This is a genomic window from Caulobacter soli (assembly GCF_011045195.1).
Lineage (GTDB): Bacteria > Pseudomonadota > Alphaproteobacteria > Caulobacterales > Caulobacteraceae > Caulobacter > Caulobacter soli.
Genome location: NZ_CP049199.1, coordinates 5,131,569 through 5,148,050, shown reverse-complemented (window position 1 = coordinate 5,148,050; position 16,482 = coordinate 5,131,569). Strand labels below are relative to the sequence as shown.

Below are 16,482 nucleotides of genomic sequence, written 5' to 3'. Positions count from 1 at the left end.
GCGCCCTGATGGCCGAGCCCCCCACGCCAGAGACGAAACCCGAAGCCCCGCAAGCGCGCGCCCGTCGCGCGGCGCTGCTCGACGCCGGGCTGGAGGCGATGAGCCTGGCCGCCCTGGCCTTCGTGGCCATCGGCTTTTCCGCCTATGCCGGCCGCCGCGAGATCAGCCGCGAGCTGGCCCTGGCCTGGCTGAACGACAAGGGGATCGAGGCGACGCTCGAGCTGGACGACCTGGACGCCACCGGTTTCGCCGGCGCCATCCGCCTGGGTCCCCAGAACGCCCCGGTGTTCTCGGCCGAGCGGATTGAGGTGGCTTATGACCTGGCCTCGCCGTGGACGGGCGGCAAGTTCGCGCTCAACACCCGCGCCGTGCGGCTGGTGCGGCCGCGCATCAACGCCCGGCTGGACGCCAACGGCCTGAACTTCGGCTCGCTGCAACCGTTGATCGACGATGTGCTGAAGTCGCCGGCCGAACCGACCGCGCCCGGCCCCGCCATCCTGATCGAGGACGCCCGGGTGCTGCTGCGCACGCCCGGCGGCCCGGCCCGCCTGACCGGCGACGCCAGCCTGGACGACGGCCAGCTGCTGCGCTTCGACGGCCGGCTGGGGGCCATGCGCTACGCGACCCAGGACCTGTCGTTCGAGACCGAGGGCGCGCTGATCAAGGCCCGCAAGCGCGGCGACCGGCTGACCCTCGACGTCCAGCTGGCGCTGAAGGCCCTCAGCGCCGGCCAGCTGGATCTGACCGAGGCCCAAGGCTCGCTCCAGGCCGACCTGACCTATCCGGACCTGAAAAAGCTGTCGATGGTCGGGCCGGCCGAGGCGCGACTGGCGATCAAGGCCCGGGGCGCCGAGGTCGAGGCCGCCAGCCTGGGCGGGCTGGAGGCCAATCTGAACGTCGCCGGCCTGCTGAGCGGCGACCTCAAGCGCGGCGGCCTGACCGGCAAGACCACCCTCCACGCGCGCGGCGAGCGCCTGACCGCCCAGGGACTGGACAGCCGCGACGTGGTCGCCGACCTGGACCTGTCCAACCTGGCCCTGACCTACGATCCGGGCGGCGTGCGCGGCTCGGCCCGCACCCGCCTGGCCGCCAACGCCGACCGCGCGGTGGCCGGCGGCGCGGCCCTGTCGCGCACGGCGCTGGAGGTGCAGTCGTCCAGCCTGACCCTGGTCTCGGACAAGGCCCGCACCTCGGTCAGCGGCCCGCTGAGCGTGGCGGCAGGCAGCGGCCGGGCGGCGATGGGCGGGGTGGTGCTGTCCAGCCTGGCCGCCGACGCCAAGGGCCGGTTCTCGGCCGGGACCGACGGGATCGCCCTGGCCCTGGACGCCCATGCCGACGCCGACGGGGCCATGACCGGACTGGACGCCCAGCGCGTGACCGCCGCCCTGCCCAATCCCGACTACGCCCAGGCCGCCGCCCGGGCCCTGTCGCGTTTCGAGCTTTCCGCCCCGGCCCTGAAGCTGGGAACCACCGACGGCCAGACCACCCTGTCCCTGCCCCGCCCCCTGGCCCTGACCGCCGCCGGCGGCGCCCGGGTGACGCTGAGCGCGCCGGGCGGTCCGCTGCTGGCGGCGCGGGACGGCGCGGCCCACGGCGCGGCGGCGGTCGTCCTGGGCGGCGGCGAACTGCCGGACATCACCCTGAAGGCCCCCAACTGGCGCTCGGACGCCTCGGGCCTGGCCAGCGACGTGGTCGTGGCCGGAAGCCTGGACGTTCCGCCGTTCATCGGCGTGGCCGGAACTTTGGCGGGTCGCGCCCAGCTGGCCGGCGGCGGGCTGACGATCCGCCTGAACCGCTGCACGCCGATGACCGCCAAGGCCATCGCCATGGGCGAGCCGCCGATCAGCGACGTGACCTTCGCGCTTTGTCCCACGGCCCAGCCGCTGGTGGTCGCGGCCAATGGGATCTGGCGCGCCTCGGTCCTGATCCAGGACGGCGCGGCCCTGGTCAATGTGGCCCAGGCGCGGCTGGAGGGGGTGAACGCCAGCTTCGTCGGCGGCGGGCGCGGCTTCGACGTCGCCCAGGTCAAGGTCACCAGCGGCCGGGTGGTCGAGGCGTCGACCGAGGGCAAGCGCTTCGAGACGATCGGCGCGACCGGCGAGGTCGACCTGGCGCGCGGCCAATGGATCGGCGCCCTGGACGGCAAAACTCTGGACGGCCATCCGCTGGGTCGGGTGACGATCCGCCACGACGTGGCCAGCGGCCGGGGCCAGGCCGATATCGACGCCTCGAAACTGGTCTTCGCCAAGGGCGGCCTGCAGCCCCTGGGCCTGACGCCCCTGGCCGCTGTCGCCCGCGACGCCGAGGGCCCCGCCGCCTTCACCGGCAGCTTCCACTGGGCCGGCGAGGTGATGACCAGCGAAGGCCGCGCCTCGACCCCGGGCCTGGATTTCAAGAGCCCGCTGGGCCAGGTCCACCGGCTGAAGGGCCAGATCGTCTTCGACAGCCTGGCCCCGCTGACCGCGCCGCCCGGCCAGGTCCTGACCATCGACAGCGTCGACGCCATCGTGCCGATCCAGGCGGTCCAGGCCAGCTTCGGTCTCGGCGCCGAGGCTTTGCACCTGGAGACCACCACCTTCGAGGCCTCGAAGGGCAAGATCACGATCGAGCCGTTCGACGTGCCGCTGGACGGCAAGGGCGTGATGAAGGGCGTGGTCAATATCGCGGGCCTGGACCTGGGCCAGCTGGTCGCCGGCTCGTCCCTGGCCGACAAGATCAAGATGGAGGCCATCGTCGACGGGCGTCTGCCGTTCGAGGCCAGCGCGGCCGGCTTCCGCTTCGTCGACGGCAAGGTCTACGCCACCGGCCCCGGCCGCCTGTCGATCGCCCGCGAGGCGCTCGGCCAGGTCGACGCCGGTCAAGGCGCCGTGGATCCCAATGATCCGCTGACCGTGAAGAAGGACGTCCCGGTCAACGCCATCCAGGACTTCGCCTACCAGGCCATGGAGAACCTGCACTTCGAGACCCTGGAGGCCGGGGTCAGCAGCACCGACCAGGGCCGCCTGGGCGTGCTGTTCCACATCAAGGGCGAGCACGACCCCAAGGTCGCCGAAAAGGCCAAGATCGGCCTGATGGAGCTGTTGAACGGCAGCGCCTTCCAGCGCCGCATTCCCCTGCCCGCCAAGACGCCGGTCGACCTGACCCTGGATACGTCGTTAAACTTCGACGAACTGCTCGCCGCGGCGCAGCGGGCGTGGGCCGACGCCCAGGCCCGCGCGGCGTCGTCTCCGTCCGTCGCTTCGCCGACCGTTCCACCGCCTGCCCCGCGTTCAGACGCGGTTCAGCCTTGAAACCACAGAGTCCTCGAGAACTGGAGACCCGCATCATGAAGCGCGCCCTGATCCTTCCCCTCCTCGCGGTGGGCGCCCTGGCGGCGTGCACCCCGACGGTGCGGGTCAAGGTCGACCCGATCAACATCTACGCCAAGCTGGACGCCAATGTGCGCGTGCAACTGGACAAGGAAGTCCAGTCCGCGATCCAGCAGAACCCCAACCTGTTCTAAGAGAGGAACCGACATGATCCGCAAGACGATGACGGTCCTGGCCCTGGCCGCCGGCCTGGGCGCTGTCGCCCTGGCCCCCGCCGCCTTCGCCCAATCCGCCGCCGCCAAGGCCGCCGTCGACGCCGGCAAGGCGTCGGGCACGGTGGGCGAACAGGCCGACGGCTTCCTGGGCGTGGTTTCGGGCGGCGACGCGGCCACCCGCGCCGCCGTGGCCGAGATCAACGCCGGCCGCGCGGCCGTCTACAAGGACACCGCCGCCAAGAGCGGCGTCACCGCCGAAGCCGCCGGCCAGGCCACCGCCAAGCAGCTCTACGCCCGCCTGGCGCCCGGCCAGTACTGGAAGCCGCTGGATGGCGGCTGGACGAAGAAGTAGGGGCTTTCGCCTCATAGGCCCTCCCCCTTTGGGGGAGGTGTCGGCGAAGCCGACGGTGGGGGGAGCCGTCGGCAGGTGACCTCAGCCTGAATCGATGATCCTAAAACTCCCCCCACCGGCCTTCGGCCGCCTCCCCCACGGGGGGAGGAGCTTTGCCCGCCACATCTTGAACCTGCCCCCGCCCGTCGCCACCTAAGTGTCACGTTGCGAGAGCGGGCGCCGATCTAGGGCCTGATCCTCGCGAACGAAGTCGCTTCAGCGAGGACTTCGCGATGACCCGGACGATCCTGTTCGACAGCCCCTTCCTGCTGGGCTTCGAACACACACGAGACCTGATCGAGCGCGCGGCCAAGGCCGCCGCCGAAAGCTATCCGCCCTACAATGTCGAGCAGTCGGACGACGGCGGGGTGCGCATCACCCTGGCGGTGGCCGGCTTCGCGCCCGACCAGCTTCAGGTGACCGTCGAAGGCGGCCAGCTGGTGGTGGCCGGGCGGCGCGACAGCGAAGGCAAGCCCGAGGCCGACAAGGCTTTCCTGCATCGCGGCATCGCCGCTCGCGGTTTCCTGCGGACCTTCGTGCTGGCCGACGGCATGGAAGTCACGGCCGCGACGCTGGAGCATGGCCTGCTGCACGTCGACCTGGCCCGCCCGGAACCCGAGCGCCTGGTCCGGCGCATTCCGATCCGCTCGGTGGGCTGATCGTCCAACCCGCCAATCACAGTCTCATGGCCGCGGTCTGAACCGAGACGCGCCACGGGGCGTTCCCTTTCCGAAGGAGGTGGTCTTATGACACCGAACCCCGCTACCCCGTTCTTCTCCGCCGAGGCCTTCGCGGCCCTGGGCGCACCCGACCTGGTCTATGTGCGCCCGATCAAGGCGGCGGAGATCATGGCCGACGTGCCGGTCGGCGTGACCGACGAGGTCGACCTTTCGCCCGACCAGACCCTGTACGCGGTGTTTCGCGCCGACGGCGCGCGCTTGGCCGTGCTGACCGACAAGGACGCGGCCGTCGCCGCCGCCCTCGCCCACGAACTGGCGCCGGTCTCGGTGCACTAAGCCTTCTCGATCGCCATCGGCCCTATCCAGGCCGGTGGCGGCGAGCCTGACGGTCTCGCCATCCTGTCGCCGCAAGAACCTTGGGATGAAGCGAGCATGAAACGATCCCTCCGGACGAGCCTGCTGTTGGCGGCCGCGACGTTCATGTCGCTGACCGCCGCCGGGCCGTCGATCGCGCGAGACCGCGAGACCCTTATGGCGCGCGCGCTGTCCTGCGGATCGACGACGGCGCCGTCGCGAGCCTGATGGGCGCGCTGGCCGCCGAGGACGTGGGGATGAAGCGGCCGGCTCAATCCTTCGCCGCGCCGTCCGGCAATCTCTATCGCTTGACCGCGCCGGTCAGAGCGCTCGGCTATTCCACCGACGCCGTCTTTGTTTCGCCAGGCCGGATCGTCATGGTGGTTTCAGGCCAGGACCCGGCCGCGGTCGCCGCCCGGCTGAAACTGGCGTCCGATCCCTATGGGCCCGCCGAGCGCCAGGTCGACGGCGCGCACAAGATCATCGCCCATCAGCTCCACCAGGACGGTCTGGCCGGTAAGGTCCTGGTCGGTTGCGAATATGGCGACCCGGCCGCGCTGGCCTGGTTCGCGGACGACATGGCTGGATTTTAGGAAGGGCGCCCAGCGCCCTCAGGCGGCCGTCGGCTTGCTCTCATGCGCCTGGGTCAGCATCACATGCACGGCGTCGGCCGAGCGGGCCTGGCGCAGCTGTTCGCGCAGCTCGGGCTGGCGCATCATCCGCGAGATGCGGGCCAGGGCCCGCAGGTGGCTGGAATCGGCGTCCTTGGGGGCGAACAGCGCCACCAGCAGGTCGACGGGCTTTTCGTCGACCGCGCCGAACGCCACCGGGGTTTCCAGGCGCATGAACACCGCGTGGACGCGGTCCAGGCCCGACAGACGAGCATGCGGGATGGCCACGCCCTGGCCGACGCCGGTCGAGCCGGCGGCCTCGCGGTCGACCAGGCCGTCCAGCGTTTCCTCGGCGTCGACGCCGAACGCGCGGGCGGCGACGTCGGCGATGACGCCGAGCACTTGACGCTTATTGGCCGCGCTGACCCGCAGTACGACCGCGCCGGGCTCCAATAGATCGCCGATGGTCATGGTGGGTAACTCGCTCGCAGTCGGTCGTCGCGTTTCGTCGCCACCCTGGCGTGGGCTTTGGGGCGCCTACCGAAACGCACCGACCGACCCGAGGTTCGATCAGCTAGCGACTGGTGCGTGCCCGTTCAGCGCCTGAGTGCGTTCGGGGTCGATCCAGCCGATATTTCCGTCAGGCCGCCTGTAGACCACGGACAAACCGTCGTGGGCGGCGTTCCTAAACACGATTGCCTGGGACTCGGTCAAGTCCAGTTCCATGACCGCCATGGAAACGGTCATGATCTTCAGCGAAGCCTGGGTTTCGGCGATGATCATGGCGGAGGGGGCGCCGGCGGGGTGGTCGTCCTCGGCCGTCCAGTCGTCCTCGTCGATCTCGTCGCCTTCCGGAGCGCGCAGCACGTACATCGCCGCGTTCTCGGCCTGCTTGGCGGTGGCGGCGATCGAATGGCTCTTCAATCGTCGCTTGTAGCGTCGGACCCTCGTCTCGATCTTGGCCAGGGCGGCGTCGAAGGCCGCGTGCGCGTCTCCTCCGGACCCGTGGCTGATCAGCTGCTGGCCCGAAGCCAGCTTGACCGAGCAATCGACACGGAAGGCGAAGCCCTCCTTGCTGATCACGACATCGGCGTCACCGCCGCGGTCGAAATACTTGCCGATGCTCAGGGTGATTTCGTCGGAGACTCGCGCTCGCAGAGCCTCGCCAACGTCGACATGCTTGCCGGAGATTTGGACTTGCATGAGCTATCAACGCGCCCGTCTGGGTCTGGTGTCAAGCGTCGCAAAAGCGACTTAAACCAGCCCCGGAATCATGTGCAGGAGCCGCTGGACCGCCGCCGCCACGACGCCCGCGCTGACCACCAGCAGGCCGACGCTGACCGCCGCCATCAGGTAGCCCAGCAGCACCAGAAGCCCGTCGCGCTGCAGCAGGGCCAGGGCCAGCACGGCCACGGTGGCCCCCGGCGCCAGATTGCCCAGCGGGATCGGCAGCACCAGCACCAGGGCCAGCAGGGTGCAGACCACGCCGATCAGCCGCTCGCCCACCGGCCCGAACAGGATCTCCAGCCGGGGGCGGGTGACCAGCTCCATGCGACGGACGATCGGCGTCAGCCTACGGAACATTCCACGCAGGTCGTCGCGCTTGAGCGGATGTTCGACCAGCTTGCGCGGCAGCCAGGGAATGTCGGAACCCCAGGCGATCTGCGGGGCCAGCAACAAGATCGGCAGGCTGAGGATCGTCGACGAACCCGGGGGCAGGGGCAGGCAGTTGAGCAGGCCGAACACCAGCAGCATGGCCCCGAAGGCGCGGCTGTCGAACTGTTCCAGCATCTGGCCGACGGTCAGGACGGGACGCGTGTCCTCGCCGAAACTCTCGATGACGTCGGACAAGCTCTGGGTATGCATGTTTCGCCTTCGGCCGCTCTCACAGAACGCGGAGCGCGGCTGTTCGCAGCATGCGTCTAGGCGGTTTCCTTGATCAAGCGGCGGCGCTCGACCGAGGACGGAATTCGCAGGGCCTCGCGATATTTGGCCACCGTGCGACGGGCGATGTCGACGCCCGCCTCTTTCAGGATCTCGACGATGCGGTCGTCGGAATGGACGTCGGCCTCGGTCCTTTCGGCCTCGACCAGGCCCTTGATCTTGTGACGGACGCTGGCGGCCGAGTGGGCCTCGCCGCCCTCGGACGACTGGATGGCCGAGGTGAAGAAGTATTTCAGCTCGAACACGCCGCGCGGAGTGGCGATGTACTTGTTGGAGGTCACGCGGCTGACGGTCGACTCGTGCATGCCGATGGCGTCGGCGACGGTCTTCAGGTTCAGCGGCCGCAGGTGCTCGACGCCATAGGCCAGGAAGCCGTCCTGCTGGCGGACGATCTCGCTGGAGACCTTCAGGATGGTCTTGGCCCGCTGGTCGAGGCTTTTGACCAGCCAGTTGGCGGTGGCGAAGCTGTCGGAGACGAAGGTCTTTTCCTGGTCGGTGCGCGCGCCCTTGCTGACGCGGGCGTGGTAGCGCTGGTCGACCAGCACCCGGGGCAGGGTGTCGGTGTTCAGCTCCACGTGCCACAGGCCGCCGGGCGTCTCGCGCACGTGGACGTCGGGCACCAGGGTCTGGGGCGGATCCGAATGGAAGGCCGCGCCGGGGCGAGGGGTCAGGGCGCGGATCTCGGCGACCATCTCGCGCAGGTCCTCGTCGTCGACGCAGCACAGCTTGCGCAGGGCCGCCATGTCGCGCTTGGCCAGCAGGTCCAGATTGTCGAGCAGGGCGGCCATGCAGGGGTCGTAGCGATTGACGTCCTTCAGCTGCAGGGCCAGGCACTCGCGCACGTCGCGGGCCATGACGCCGGCGGGCTCGAAGCCCTGCAGGACGGTCAGCACGCCTTCCACGAAGTCCAGGGCGCAGCCCAGGCGCTCGGCGACCTCGGCCAGGTCGGCGCGCAGGTAGCCGGTCTCGTCGACCGCGTCGATCAGCACCCCGGCCACCGCGTTCTGGGCGGGGGAGAGGCCGGCCACGGCCAGCTGCTCGGTCAGGTGCTCGACCAGGGTCGGGGCGCGCGACAGGGCGCCTTCGTAATTGTCGTCGCTCTCGAAATTGCCGCCGCCGCCGGTGCGCGACCAGTCGATCGCGCCGCCGGCCTGTTCGGCCTGGGCGCCATCCGACCCCGGGCCGTCGCCGGTGGCGCGTTCGCCGGGCGAGACGTCGTCGGGCGTGGCGTCCATCTGGCCGCTGGCGGCGCTGTCGGACACGGAGTCCAGGCCGAGGTTCTCGGTGGGGCGCTCGACCTCGTCGGCGCCGCGCTCGGTCTCGACGGGACCGTCTTCGCGCTGGAGCAGGGGGTTACGCTCGAGCTCGGCCTCGACGAAGGCGTCGAGTTCGAGGTTCGACAGCTGCAGCAGCTTGATCGCCTGCTGAAGCTGCGGCGTGATGACAAGGCCTTGGCCTTGCCGGAGCTCCAATCTGTGGCCGAGAGCCAATGCGCCCTCCTGGGCAAATCAACGAACCGTTGATCGCCATTGAAGGGCAGTCTGGTTAACGGGGCGCGAACGCCAGCAAAAAGCGGGCCACTGCGACCATCCGTCCGCCAAGACCGGCATTTTTCGCGTGTCGGACACGCAAGCCTTTGAAAACAATCGCTTTAATTATCACGATCCAGATGCAAAAAGCCCGCGCGCTCGGGTTTCGAGACGCGCGGGCCGTTAAATTTTGCCGGGCGTTGGACGCGGCCGATTAAAAATTCGTGGCCCCGAAGACTCAGCGCTCGTCGAAGCTGTCGCCCAGATAGACGCGGCGGACCTCGGGATTGTCGACGATCTCCTGGGGCGAGCCCTCGAACAGCACCTCGCCGGCGTGGATGATCGAGGCGCGATCGACCATCTGCAGCGTCTCGCGGACATTGTGGTCGGTGATCAGGATGCCGATGCCGCGACCCTTGAGGTAGCTGACCACCTCGCGGATGTCGGAGATCGCCAGGGGGTCGATGCCGGCGAAGGGCTCGTCCAGCAGCATGAACGAGGGTTCGCTGGCCAGGGCGCGGGCGATTTCCACGCGGCGGCGCTCACCGCCCGACAGGGCGACGGCCGGCGACTTGCGGATGTGGGTGATCCGCAGCTCTTCCAGGATCTCGGTGACGTGCTCGCGGGCCCGGCGCTGGTCCTTCTGGCGCATCTCGACCACGGCCATGACGTTCTGCTCGACCGTCATGCCCCGGAAGATCGAGGCTTCCTGCGGCAGATAGCCCACGCCCATGCGGGCGCGCTGGAACATCGGCTGGCTGGTGATGTCCTCGCCGTCCAGATAGATCGAGCCGTAGTCGGCGGCGACCAGGCCGGTGATCATGTAGAAGCAGGTGGTTTTGCCGGCCCCGTTGGGACCCAGCAGGCCGGCGACCTCGCCGCGCTTCAGGCGCAGGGAGACGCTCTTGACGACCGGGCGGTCGCCGAACGACTTGCCGATGGCGTCAACGAACAGGCCTTCGGAGGCCGCGTCGTTCTTGACGCCCAGGGATTGCATCGAAAGCGCCATGGGTTCCTACGGCTTGGTCGTGGCGGCGGGCTTTTTGTCTTTGTTCTGGTCGGGATAGAGCACCGCCCGCACCCGGGGCTTGCCGCGCCCCGCGCCCGTGGTGTTGGATTCCATCTTCACGTCGTTGGTCTTGGTCTTGATGGTCATGCGGTCGCCGCGGGCCACGTCCTGGCCCTTGACGGCCACGACGTTGCCGGTGACCACGACGGTGTCGGTGGCGTAGTCGTAGACGGCGTGGTCGCCGCGCACGGTCTGCTCGGGCGTCACGTAGAAGACGTTGCCGTCGGCCTCGACGCGATCGACGTCGCCGCATTTGTTGTTGCCGGTCGGCGAGGACGTGGCCTTACCCGGCTCCATGCGGCGGTTGAAGACGGTCATGGTCGCCGACCGCATGCGGGCCTTGTCCTGCAGGACCTCGACCGAGCCGCGGAAGATGGTCTTGCACTGGCTGTTGATGACCTCCTGCTCGTCGGCGGAGATGTCCACCGGCGCGCTGGAGTCGTTGCCGCTGGTCGGGGCGGTCGTCTGGGCCATGGCCGCGCCGCCCACGAGGGCCGGGCCGCTCAACAGGCTGAGGGCGATCACCGCCGGCGCCATCCATCGATTCATCAACCACGTCCTCATGTCTATTGCGGCGCCGTGCCTGGTCCCGGGCCTTGCTCCGGAACCGCTTGGCCCGTCTTCCGGTCGATTCGTGTCCTGACGCCGCCCCGGAAGATGATGCGGTCGCCCTTGTCATATACGGAGTAGGCGTTGGATTGCACCTGTCCAGTTGGACCTTCGCCTTGCAGCGAGGTTTCGCCGGTGGTGTTGCCGGTGCGGGTGTCGACCAGGGCCTCGTCCGAAGCGAACCGATAGCCGGCGCCGTCGTCCATGCGGACATTGCCATGCAGCCGCAGTTTCAGCGTGTCTTCGCGATAAATGCCGCGATCGGCGGTCGAGCGGGTGGGGGAGGGGCTGCCCGCGCCCATGGTCAGGGTCGGGGCGTCCAGGAACACCTGCTTCATGTCGGTTTCGTCGCGCACCGCCGAGCGGGCGGTGATGATGAACGGTTGCCCGTCGCTGGACTGGCCGTAGAAGCGCGGCGTGACCATGCGGATCTGCGCCCGGCTCTCGGTCGGCCGCCGGTCGCCGGCGGTGAAGGTCCGCCAGGCCACCTGGCCGCCCAGCGTGGCCAGCAGGGCGATCATCGCGGCCGGCAGCACCACCCGCGCCAGCTTGACGCGACGCGAGCGGCGGCGCCAACGGCCCAAGTCCCGCCTGTATCCCGCCCGGTCGGCCTCGAGGGTGGTCATGCCGCCCGGCCTCAGCTGTGCGCGAAGATGTCGACGTCTTCCCAGCCGGCCAGGTCGAGGGCCGCGCGGTGGGGAAGATAGTTGAACGCGGCCTGGGCCAGCTCCATGCGGCCTTCGCGGACCAGCATGGCGTTGAGGCGCTCGCGCAGGGCGTGGAGATGCAGCACGTCCGAGGCCGCGTAGGCGACCTGTTCGGGCGACAGGGTCGCATTGCCCCAGTCCGAGCTCTGCTGGACCTTGGACAGCTCGACCCCGATCAGCTCGCGCGTCACGTCCTTCAGGCCATGGCGGTCGGTATAGGTGCGGGCCAGCTTGCTGGCGATCTTGGTGCAGTACACGGGGGCCGTCATGACCCCCAGGTGCAACAGGAACATGGCGATATCGAAGCGGCCGAAGTGGAAGAGCTTCAGCACGGCCGGATCGGTCAGCAGGCGCTTGAGGTTGGGAGCGTCGTAGGTCGAGCGGTCCAGGCGCACCACGTGGGCGTCGCCGTCGCCCGACGACAGCTGGACAACGCACAGCGGGTCGCGGCCCAGGCGCAGGCCCATGGTCTCGGAATCGATGGCGATGGCGGTCGCGCCGGCGAAGACGCCGTCGGGCAGGTCGCCTTCATGCAGGAAGTTGGCCAAGTCTCTTCGTCTCCGCGCCTCGGTCTCGTCGCACGGACACTGCGAATTCCCGACACGCCTGAATATGGGGCGCCGACCCTGTCGGCCGGATGAACAGGATATCTAACGCCTGGCCAGCGTAACCGCCAGTCCATCCCGCGCGCCATCCTGCGCGAGAGACCCCGCGCAAAGGGATCGCGCCCCCGAAGGGACGAAACACCATTTGAAATACTGGGTTTCTTTCGGCTCCACCCCGACCTTCTTACGAAGGTTGGTAGGGGGTGGTGCCCAGGAGAGGACTCGAACCTCCACGACCTTTCGATCACTGGCACCTGAAGCCAGCGCGTCTACCAATTCCGCCACCTGGGCCTGCGGGGCGATCCGTGGACCGCCGCGAGGCCGGGACGTTTATGCAAAGGTTTTGACCGCGTCAATCGCTTAGTTGCGCATTTCGTTGCGATTGCGCTCGGGGTCGTCTATCCCCCGGCTCACGGGTTTAGGACGAGGTTGATTATGCAAGGTCTGGTCACGGTGTTCGGCGGCTCCGGCTTCGTCGGCGGCCAGGTCGTACGGGCGCTCGCCAAGGCGGGTCATCGCGTGCGAGTGGCGGTGCGCAATCCCAACCTGGCCTACAAGATGCGGATGCTGGGCGATGTCGGCCAGATCGAGGTCGTGCAGGCCAATATCCGCAACGCCCCGTCGGTGGCCCGCGCCGTCGACGGCGCCGAGGCGGTGGTCAACCTGGTCGGCGTCCTGTGGGAAAGCGGCCGGCAGAAGTTCCAGACGCTGCACGTGATGGGCGCCAAGACGATCGCCGAGCAGGCCAAGGCCGCCGGCGCCACGCGCTTCGTGCAGATCTCGGCCATCGGCGCCGACGTCGATTCGTCCTCGAAGTATCAGCGCACCAAGGCCGAGGGCGAAGCCGCCGTCCGCGCGGCGTTCCCGGGCGCGGTGGTGATCCGGCCGTCGATCGTGTTCGGCGCCGACGACAAGTTCTTCAACAAGTTCGGCCAGATGGCCGCCCTGTTCCCCGCCCTGCCGCTGATCGGCGGCGGCGAGACTCGGTTCCAGCCGGTCTATGTCGGCGACGTGGCCGCCGTGGTGGCGAAAGCCGTCGCCAGCCCGGCCGCCGAGGGCCTGACCTACGAGCTGGGCGGCCCGGCCGTCTACAGCTTCAAGGAGCTGCTGGAGCTGATCCTGGTCGAGACCGGCCGCAACCGCGTGCTGGCCCCGATCCCGTTCTTCGCGGCCGGCTGGATCGGCAAGGTCGGCGACCTGTCGCCGATCAACCCGCCGCTGACCTCCGACCAGGTCGAGTCCTTGAAGACCGACAATGTCGCCGGCAAGGGCCTGCCGGGCCTGGCCGAGGCGGGCGTGATCCCGACCGCGGTCGAGGCGGTGGTTCCATCCTACCTCTACCGCTACCGCAAGGGCGGCCAATACGCCGAGGTCCCGGCGGGGGCGTTCTAATCGTCCTTCTCCCCTTGCGGGAGAAGGTGGCGGCGTAGCCGTCGGATGAGGGGTCTCTCAAAAGCAAAAGCCGCGCCCGGTCTTGCGACTGGGCGCGGCTTTGTCGTTCTTTGACCCCTCACCCGACCTCGCTCCGCGAGGCCACTCTCTCCCGCAAGGGGAGAGGGGATCCGGATCACTTCGGCATGTAGATCAGGCCCAGGCCCACGACGCCCACCACGATCCGCCACCAGGCGAACGGGGCGAAGCCGCGCTTGCCGACGAAGTCGATCAGGAACCGCACCACCACCAGGCCCGACAGGAACGAGACCACGAAGCCGATGGCGATGGCCCCGGCGTGGCTGGCGTCGATGTCCTTGTAGCTCTTGAGCAGGTCCAGAGCGAAGGCCCCGACCATGATCGGGATGGCCATGAAGAAGCTGAACTCGGCGGCGGCCTTGCGGTCCACGCCGATCAGCATCGAGCCGACGATGGTCGAGCCGGAGCGCGACACGCCAGGCACCAGCGACAGGCACTGGAACAGGCCGATCAGGAAGGCGGTCTTCAGGCTGAGCGCCATGCCGTCCATCTCCTTGGGCGCGGGAGCCTTCTTGTCGACGATCAGCAGGATGATCCCGCCGACGATCAGCGACACGCAGATCACCTGGGGCAGGAACGGGTTCTCGAAGAAGTGCTTGATCACCCCGTGCAGGACGAGGCCGGCGGCGAAGGCGGGAATGCAGCCGATGATCACGCTGAGCGCGAAGCGGCGGGCCTCCGGCTTGGTCGGCAGGCCGACCACGACATTCCAGAGACGTTGGAAATAGATCGCCACCACGGCCAGCACCGCGCCCAGCTGGATCAGCACGATGAAGGTGTCCCAGGCCGGATCGGTCAGGCCCATCGCGATCTTGGTCAGCAGCAGGTGACCCGTCGACGAGACGGGGATGAATTCGGTCAGGCCCTCGACCAGGCCCAGCACGATCGCGATCAGCCAATCCGGCATCGTCATTCCTCTAGGCCGCAGCCTTCAAAGCCCCGTCGCCGGGCGTGCGCCCGACACGGTAAACAATCGGTTTATCCATAAAGTGGACTATATGAGCCCATAGGTGCGAGTCGCTCGCAATAACCCCTCGGCCATCACGGATATATTTGTCCACAATTTTGACTGACGCATTCTTCTTGCCACGAAGAGTCCGTAAGAGGCCCGCGCACGCAAATTTTTCCCCGGAAGCGGGGACGAGGGAAGTCGCATGGCCGAGCGCATGCTGAAATTCACGACCGTCGCCCGCAAGACGCCCGAAAAGCGGGCGGCCGACGAGCGCAATGGCGACTTTCACGAGATCTACGCCGACTTCATCGACGCGAAAGCCACCGAGCAGGCCTCGCGTTGCTCGCAATGCGGCGTGCCGTTCTGCCAGACCCACTGCCCGCTGCACAACAACATCCCCGACTGGCTGCGGATGACGGCCGAAGGTCGCCTTGAAGAGGCCTATCAGCTGTCGCAGGCCACCAACTCCATGCCGGAGGTCTGCGGTAGAATCTGCCCTCAGGACCGACTGTGCGAAGGCAACTGCGTCATAGAGCAGTCGGGTCACGGCACCGTGACGATCGGCTCGGTCGAGCGCTACCTGACCGACAAGGCCTGGGAGATGGGCTGGGTCAAGCCGCTGGTCGCCAAGGCCGAGCGCGGTCAGTCGGTGGGGATCATCGGCGCCGGCCCGGCCGGCCTGGCCGCCGCCGAGAAGCTGCGCGAGGAAGGCTACGCCGTCACCGTCTATGACCGTCACGACCGGGCCGGCGGCCTGCTGATCTACGGCATTCCCGGCTTCAAGCTGGAAAAGGACGTGGTCGAGCGCCGCACCCAGCGCCTGGCCGACGGCGGCGTCGTGTTCAAGCTGGGCTTCGAGGTCGGCAAGGACGCCACCTTGCAGGACCTGCGCGACCAGCATGACGCCGTGCTGATCGCCGTCGGCGTCTATGCGGCGCGCGACCTGATCGTGCCCGGGTCGGGCGCCAAGGGCGTGGTCCCCGCGCTCGACTACCTGATCGCCTCCAACAAGAAGACCCTGGGCGACGACGTCCCGGCCTATGACAGCGGCGAGCTGAACGCCGAGGGCAAGGACGTGGTCGTGGTCGGCGGCGGCGACACCGCCATGGACTGCGTGCGCACGGCCATCCGCCAGGGCGCCACCTCGGTCACCTGCCTCTATCGCCGCGACAAGGCCAACATGCCGGGCTCGCTTCGCGAAGTGGCCAACGCCGAGGAAGAGGGCGTGACCTTCGAATGGCTGGCCGCGCCGCGCGCCCTGGGCGGCGACGCCGACGCCGTGACCGGCGTGCGCGCCATCCGCATGCGCCTGGGCGCCCCGGACGCCTCGGGTCGTCAATCGCCGGAAGAGATCGACGGCGGCGACTTCGACCGTCCGGCCCAGCTGGTGGTCAAGGCCCTGGGCTTCGAGCCCGAGAACCTGCCGGAAGCCTGGTCCGCGCCGGACCTGAAGACCACCCGCTGGGGCACGGTCAAGGCCGACGTCCGCCACCAGATGACCAATCTGGACGGCGTGTTCGCGGCCGGCGACATCGTGCGCGGCGCCTCGCTGGTGGTGTGGGCGATCAAGGACGGCCGCGACGCCGCCGACGCGATGGCTCGCTATCTGCAAGCCAAGGCCTCGCCGGCCTTGATCGCGGCGGAGTAGGGCGGTGAGCACGCCCTCCGGCGTCCTGACGGCGATCCTGCCCTGCAACGACCTCGACGCGTCGGAAGCCTTCTACGCGCGCCTGGGCTTCACGCGTCCCGAGGCCGACAAGGAACCGGGCGACACCTACCGCATGCTGTCCAACGGCCAGGGCGGTTTCCTGCACCTGACCGACGCGGTCGAGGGCTGGCTGGTTTCGGGCCAGAACCCTTTCGGCTTCTATCTCTACGCCGAGAATGTCGACGACCTGGCCAAGGCCTTCGTCGGCGAGACGATCGAGAAGAACGGTCCCGAGGCCAAGCCCTGGGGCATGTACGAATTTTCCCTGTCCGATCCTGACCAGACCCTGGTCCGCGTCGGATGGCCGAGCCGGTTGAGGGCCCAATAATG

General features: G+C 68.7%; 19 protein-coding genes and 1 tRNA gene. 10 read left to right on the top strand and 10 right to left on the bottom strand.

Annotated elements, in window-relative coordinates; genetic code table 11:
- Window positions 1–8: 8 nt before the first annotated feature.
- The 7 genes from G3M62_RS24000 (at window position 9) to G3M62_RS23970 (ending at window position 5,541) form a co-directional block, all read left to right on the top strand.
- Entirely contained in the window at window positions 9–3,290 is a 3,282-nt protein-coding gene (locus G3M62_RS24000) for an intermembrane phospholipid transport protein YdbH family protein (RefSeq protein WP_165191051.1), read from the top strand.
- A gap of 32 nt (window positions 3,291–3,322) precedes the next feature.
- Window positions 3,323–3,502 carry a YnbE family lipoprotein gene (locus G3M62_RS23995; protein WP_165191426.1) on the top strand — a complete coding sequence of 60 codons (180 nt, stop codon included), beginning with the start codon at window positions 3,323–3,325 and terminating at the stop codon, window positions 3,500–3,502.
- 13 nt (window positions 3,503–3,515) lie between these two features.
- Window positions 3,516–3,875: a YdbL family probable chaperone protein gene (locus G3M62_RS23990; protein ID WP_165191050.1), complete on the top strand. Its 360-nt coding sequence runs from the start codon at window positions 3,516–3,518 to the stop codon at window positions 3,873–3,875.
- A gap of 272 nt (window positions 3,876–4,147) precedes the next feature.
- Window positions 4,148–4,573, top strand: coding sequence for an Hsp20 family protein (locus G3M62_RS23985; protein ID WP_165191049.1), 426 nt, complete (start codon window positions 4,148–4,150; stop codon window positions 4,571–4,573).
- An 87-nt stretch (window positions 4,574–4,660) separates the two neighbouring features.
- Complete coding sequence (locus tag G3M62_RS23980) at window positions 4,661–4,930, top strand: DUF1150 family protein (RefSeq protein ID WP_165191048.1); 270 nt, start codon at window positions 4,661–4,663, stop codon at window positions 4,928–4,930.
- 96 nt (window positions 4,931–5,026) lie between these two features.
- On the top strand, window positions 5,027–5,176 hold the full coding sequence (locus G3M62_RS23975) for a hypothetical protein (RefSeq protein WP_165191047.1): 150 nt from the start codon (window positions 5,027–5,029) through the stop codon (window positions 5,174–5,176).
- A complete protein-coding gene (locus G3M62_RS23970; RefSeq protein ID WP_165191046.1) occupies window positions 5,176–5,541 on the top strand; it encodes a hypothetical protein in 366 nt (121 codons plus the stop codon). Before G3M62_RS23975 ends, G3M62_RS23970 begins: the two co-directional genes overlap by 1 nt.
- Before the next feature lie 18 nt (window positions 5,542–5,559).
- Here the strand turns inward: G3M62_RS23970 and ptsN are convergent, their stop codons facing one another.
- The 9 genes from ptsN to G3M62_RS23925 all read right to left on the bottom strand — a co-directional run bounded on the left by ptsN (window position 5,560) and on the right by G3M62_RS23925 (window position 12,313).
- A complete protein-coding gene (gene ptsN / locus G3M62_RS23965; protein ID WP_165191045.1) occupies window positions 5,560–6,030 on the bottom strand; it encodes a PTS IIA-like nitrogen regulatory protein PtsN in 471 nt (156 codons plus the stop codon).
- Window positions 6,031–6,129: 99 nt separating this feature from the next.
- On the bottom strand, window positions 6,130–6,762 hold the full coding sequence (gene hpf / locus G3M62_RS23960; protein ID WP_165191044.1) for a ribosome hibernation-promoting factor, HPF/YfiA family: 633 nt from the start codon (window positions 6,760–6,762) through the stop codon (window positions 6,130–6,132).
- A 51-nt stretch (window positions 6,763–6,813) separates the two neighbouring features.
- The gene (locus tag G3M62_RS23955; RefSeq protein WP_165191043.1) at window positions 6,814–7,425 is read right to left on the bottom strand and encodes an exopolysaccharide biosynthesis protein; all 612 of its coding nucleotides are present in this window, start codon (window positions 7,423–7,425) and stop codon (window positions 6,814–6,816) included.
- 56 nt (window positions 7,426–7,481) lie between these two features.
- Window positions 7,482–8,993: an RNA polymerase factor sigma-54 gene (gene rpoN / locus G3M62_RS23950; protein WP_165191042.1), complete on the bottom strand. Its 1,512-nt coding sequence runs from the start codon at window positions 8,991–8,993 to the stop codon at window positions 7,482–7,484.
- 277 nt (window positions 8,994–9,270) lie between these two features.
- The gene (lptB, locus tag G3M62_RS23945) at window positions 9,271–10,029 is read right to left on the bottom strand and encodes an LPS export ABC transporter ATP-binding protein (RefSeq protein WP_165191425.1); all 759 of its coding nucleotides are present in this window, start codon (window positions 10,027–10,029) and stop codon (window positions 9,271–9,273) included.
- Between the two features lie 18 nt (window positions 10,030–10,047).
- Window positions 10,048–10,650, bottom strand: coding sequence for an LptA/OstA family protein (locus G3M62_RS23940; protein WP_165191041.1), 603 nt, complete (start codon window positions 10,648–10,650; stop codon window positions 10,048–10,050).
- Window positions 10,651–10,667: 17 nt separating this feature from the next.
- Window positions 10,668–11,336, bottom strand: a complete 669-nt coding sequence (gene lptC / locus G3M62_RS23935) for an LPS export ABC transporter periplasmic protein LptC (protein ID WP_165191040.1) — start codon at window positions 11,334–11,336, stop codon at window positions 10,668–10,670.
- Window positions 11,337–11,347: 11 nt separating this feature from the next.
- On the bottom strand, window positions 11,348–11,965 hold the full coding sequence (locus G3M62_RS23930; protein ID WP_165191039.1) for a ribonuclease D: 618 nt from the start codon (window positions 11,963–11,965) through the stop codon (window positions 11,348–11,350).
- A gap of 261 nt (window positions 11,966–12,226) precedes the next feature.
- Window positions 12,227–12,313 (bottom strand) — tRNA-Leu (locus tag G3M62_RS23925).
- A 144-nt stretch (window positions 12,314–12,457) separates the two neighbouring features.
- Here G3M62_RS23925 and G3M62_RS23920 point away from each other — a divergent pair.
- Window positions 12,458–13,414: a complex I NDUFA9 subunit family protein gene (locus G3M62_RS23920; protein ID WP_165191038.1), complete on the top strand. Its 957-nt coding sequence runs from the start codon at window positions 12,458–12,460 to the stop codon at window positions 13,412–13,414.
- 175 nt (window positions 13,415–13,589) lie between these two features.
- On the opposite strand, the gene G3M62_RS23915 is transcribed toward G3M62_RS23920, so the two are convergent.
- Window positions 13,590–14,399: an undecaprenyl-diphosphate phosphatase gene (locus G3M62_RS23915; RefSeq protein ID WP_165191037.1), complete on the bottom strand. Its 810-nt coding sequence runs from the start codon at window positions 14,397–14,399 to the stop codon at window positions 13,590–13,592.
- Between the two features lie 247 nt (window positions 14,400–14,646).
- Between G3M62_RS23915 and G3M62_RS23910 the strand changes: the two genes are divergently transcribed.
- Window positions 14,647–16,092 (top strand): NAD(P)-dependent oxidoreductase, encoded by a 1,446-nt coding sequence (locus G3M62_RS23910; protein ID WP_165191036.1) that lies wholly within the window; start codon window positions 14,647–14,649, stop codon window positions 16,090–16,092.
- A gap of 4 nt (window positions 16,093–16,096) precedes the next feature.
- Window positions 16,097–16,480 carry a VOC family protein gene (locus G3M62_RS23905; protein ID WP_165191035.1) on the top strand — a complete coding sequence of 128 codons (384 nt, stop codon included), beginning with the start codon at window positions 16,097–16,099 and terminating at the stop codon, window positions 16,478–16,480.
- The last annotated feature ends 2 nt before the right edge of the window (window positions 16,481–16,482 follow it).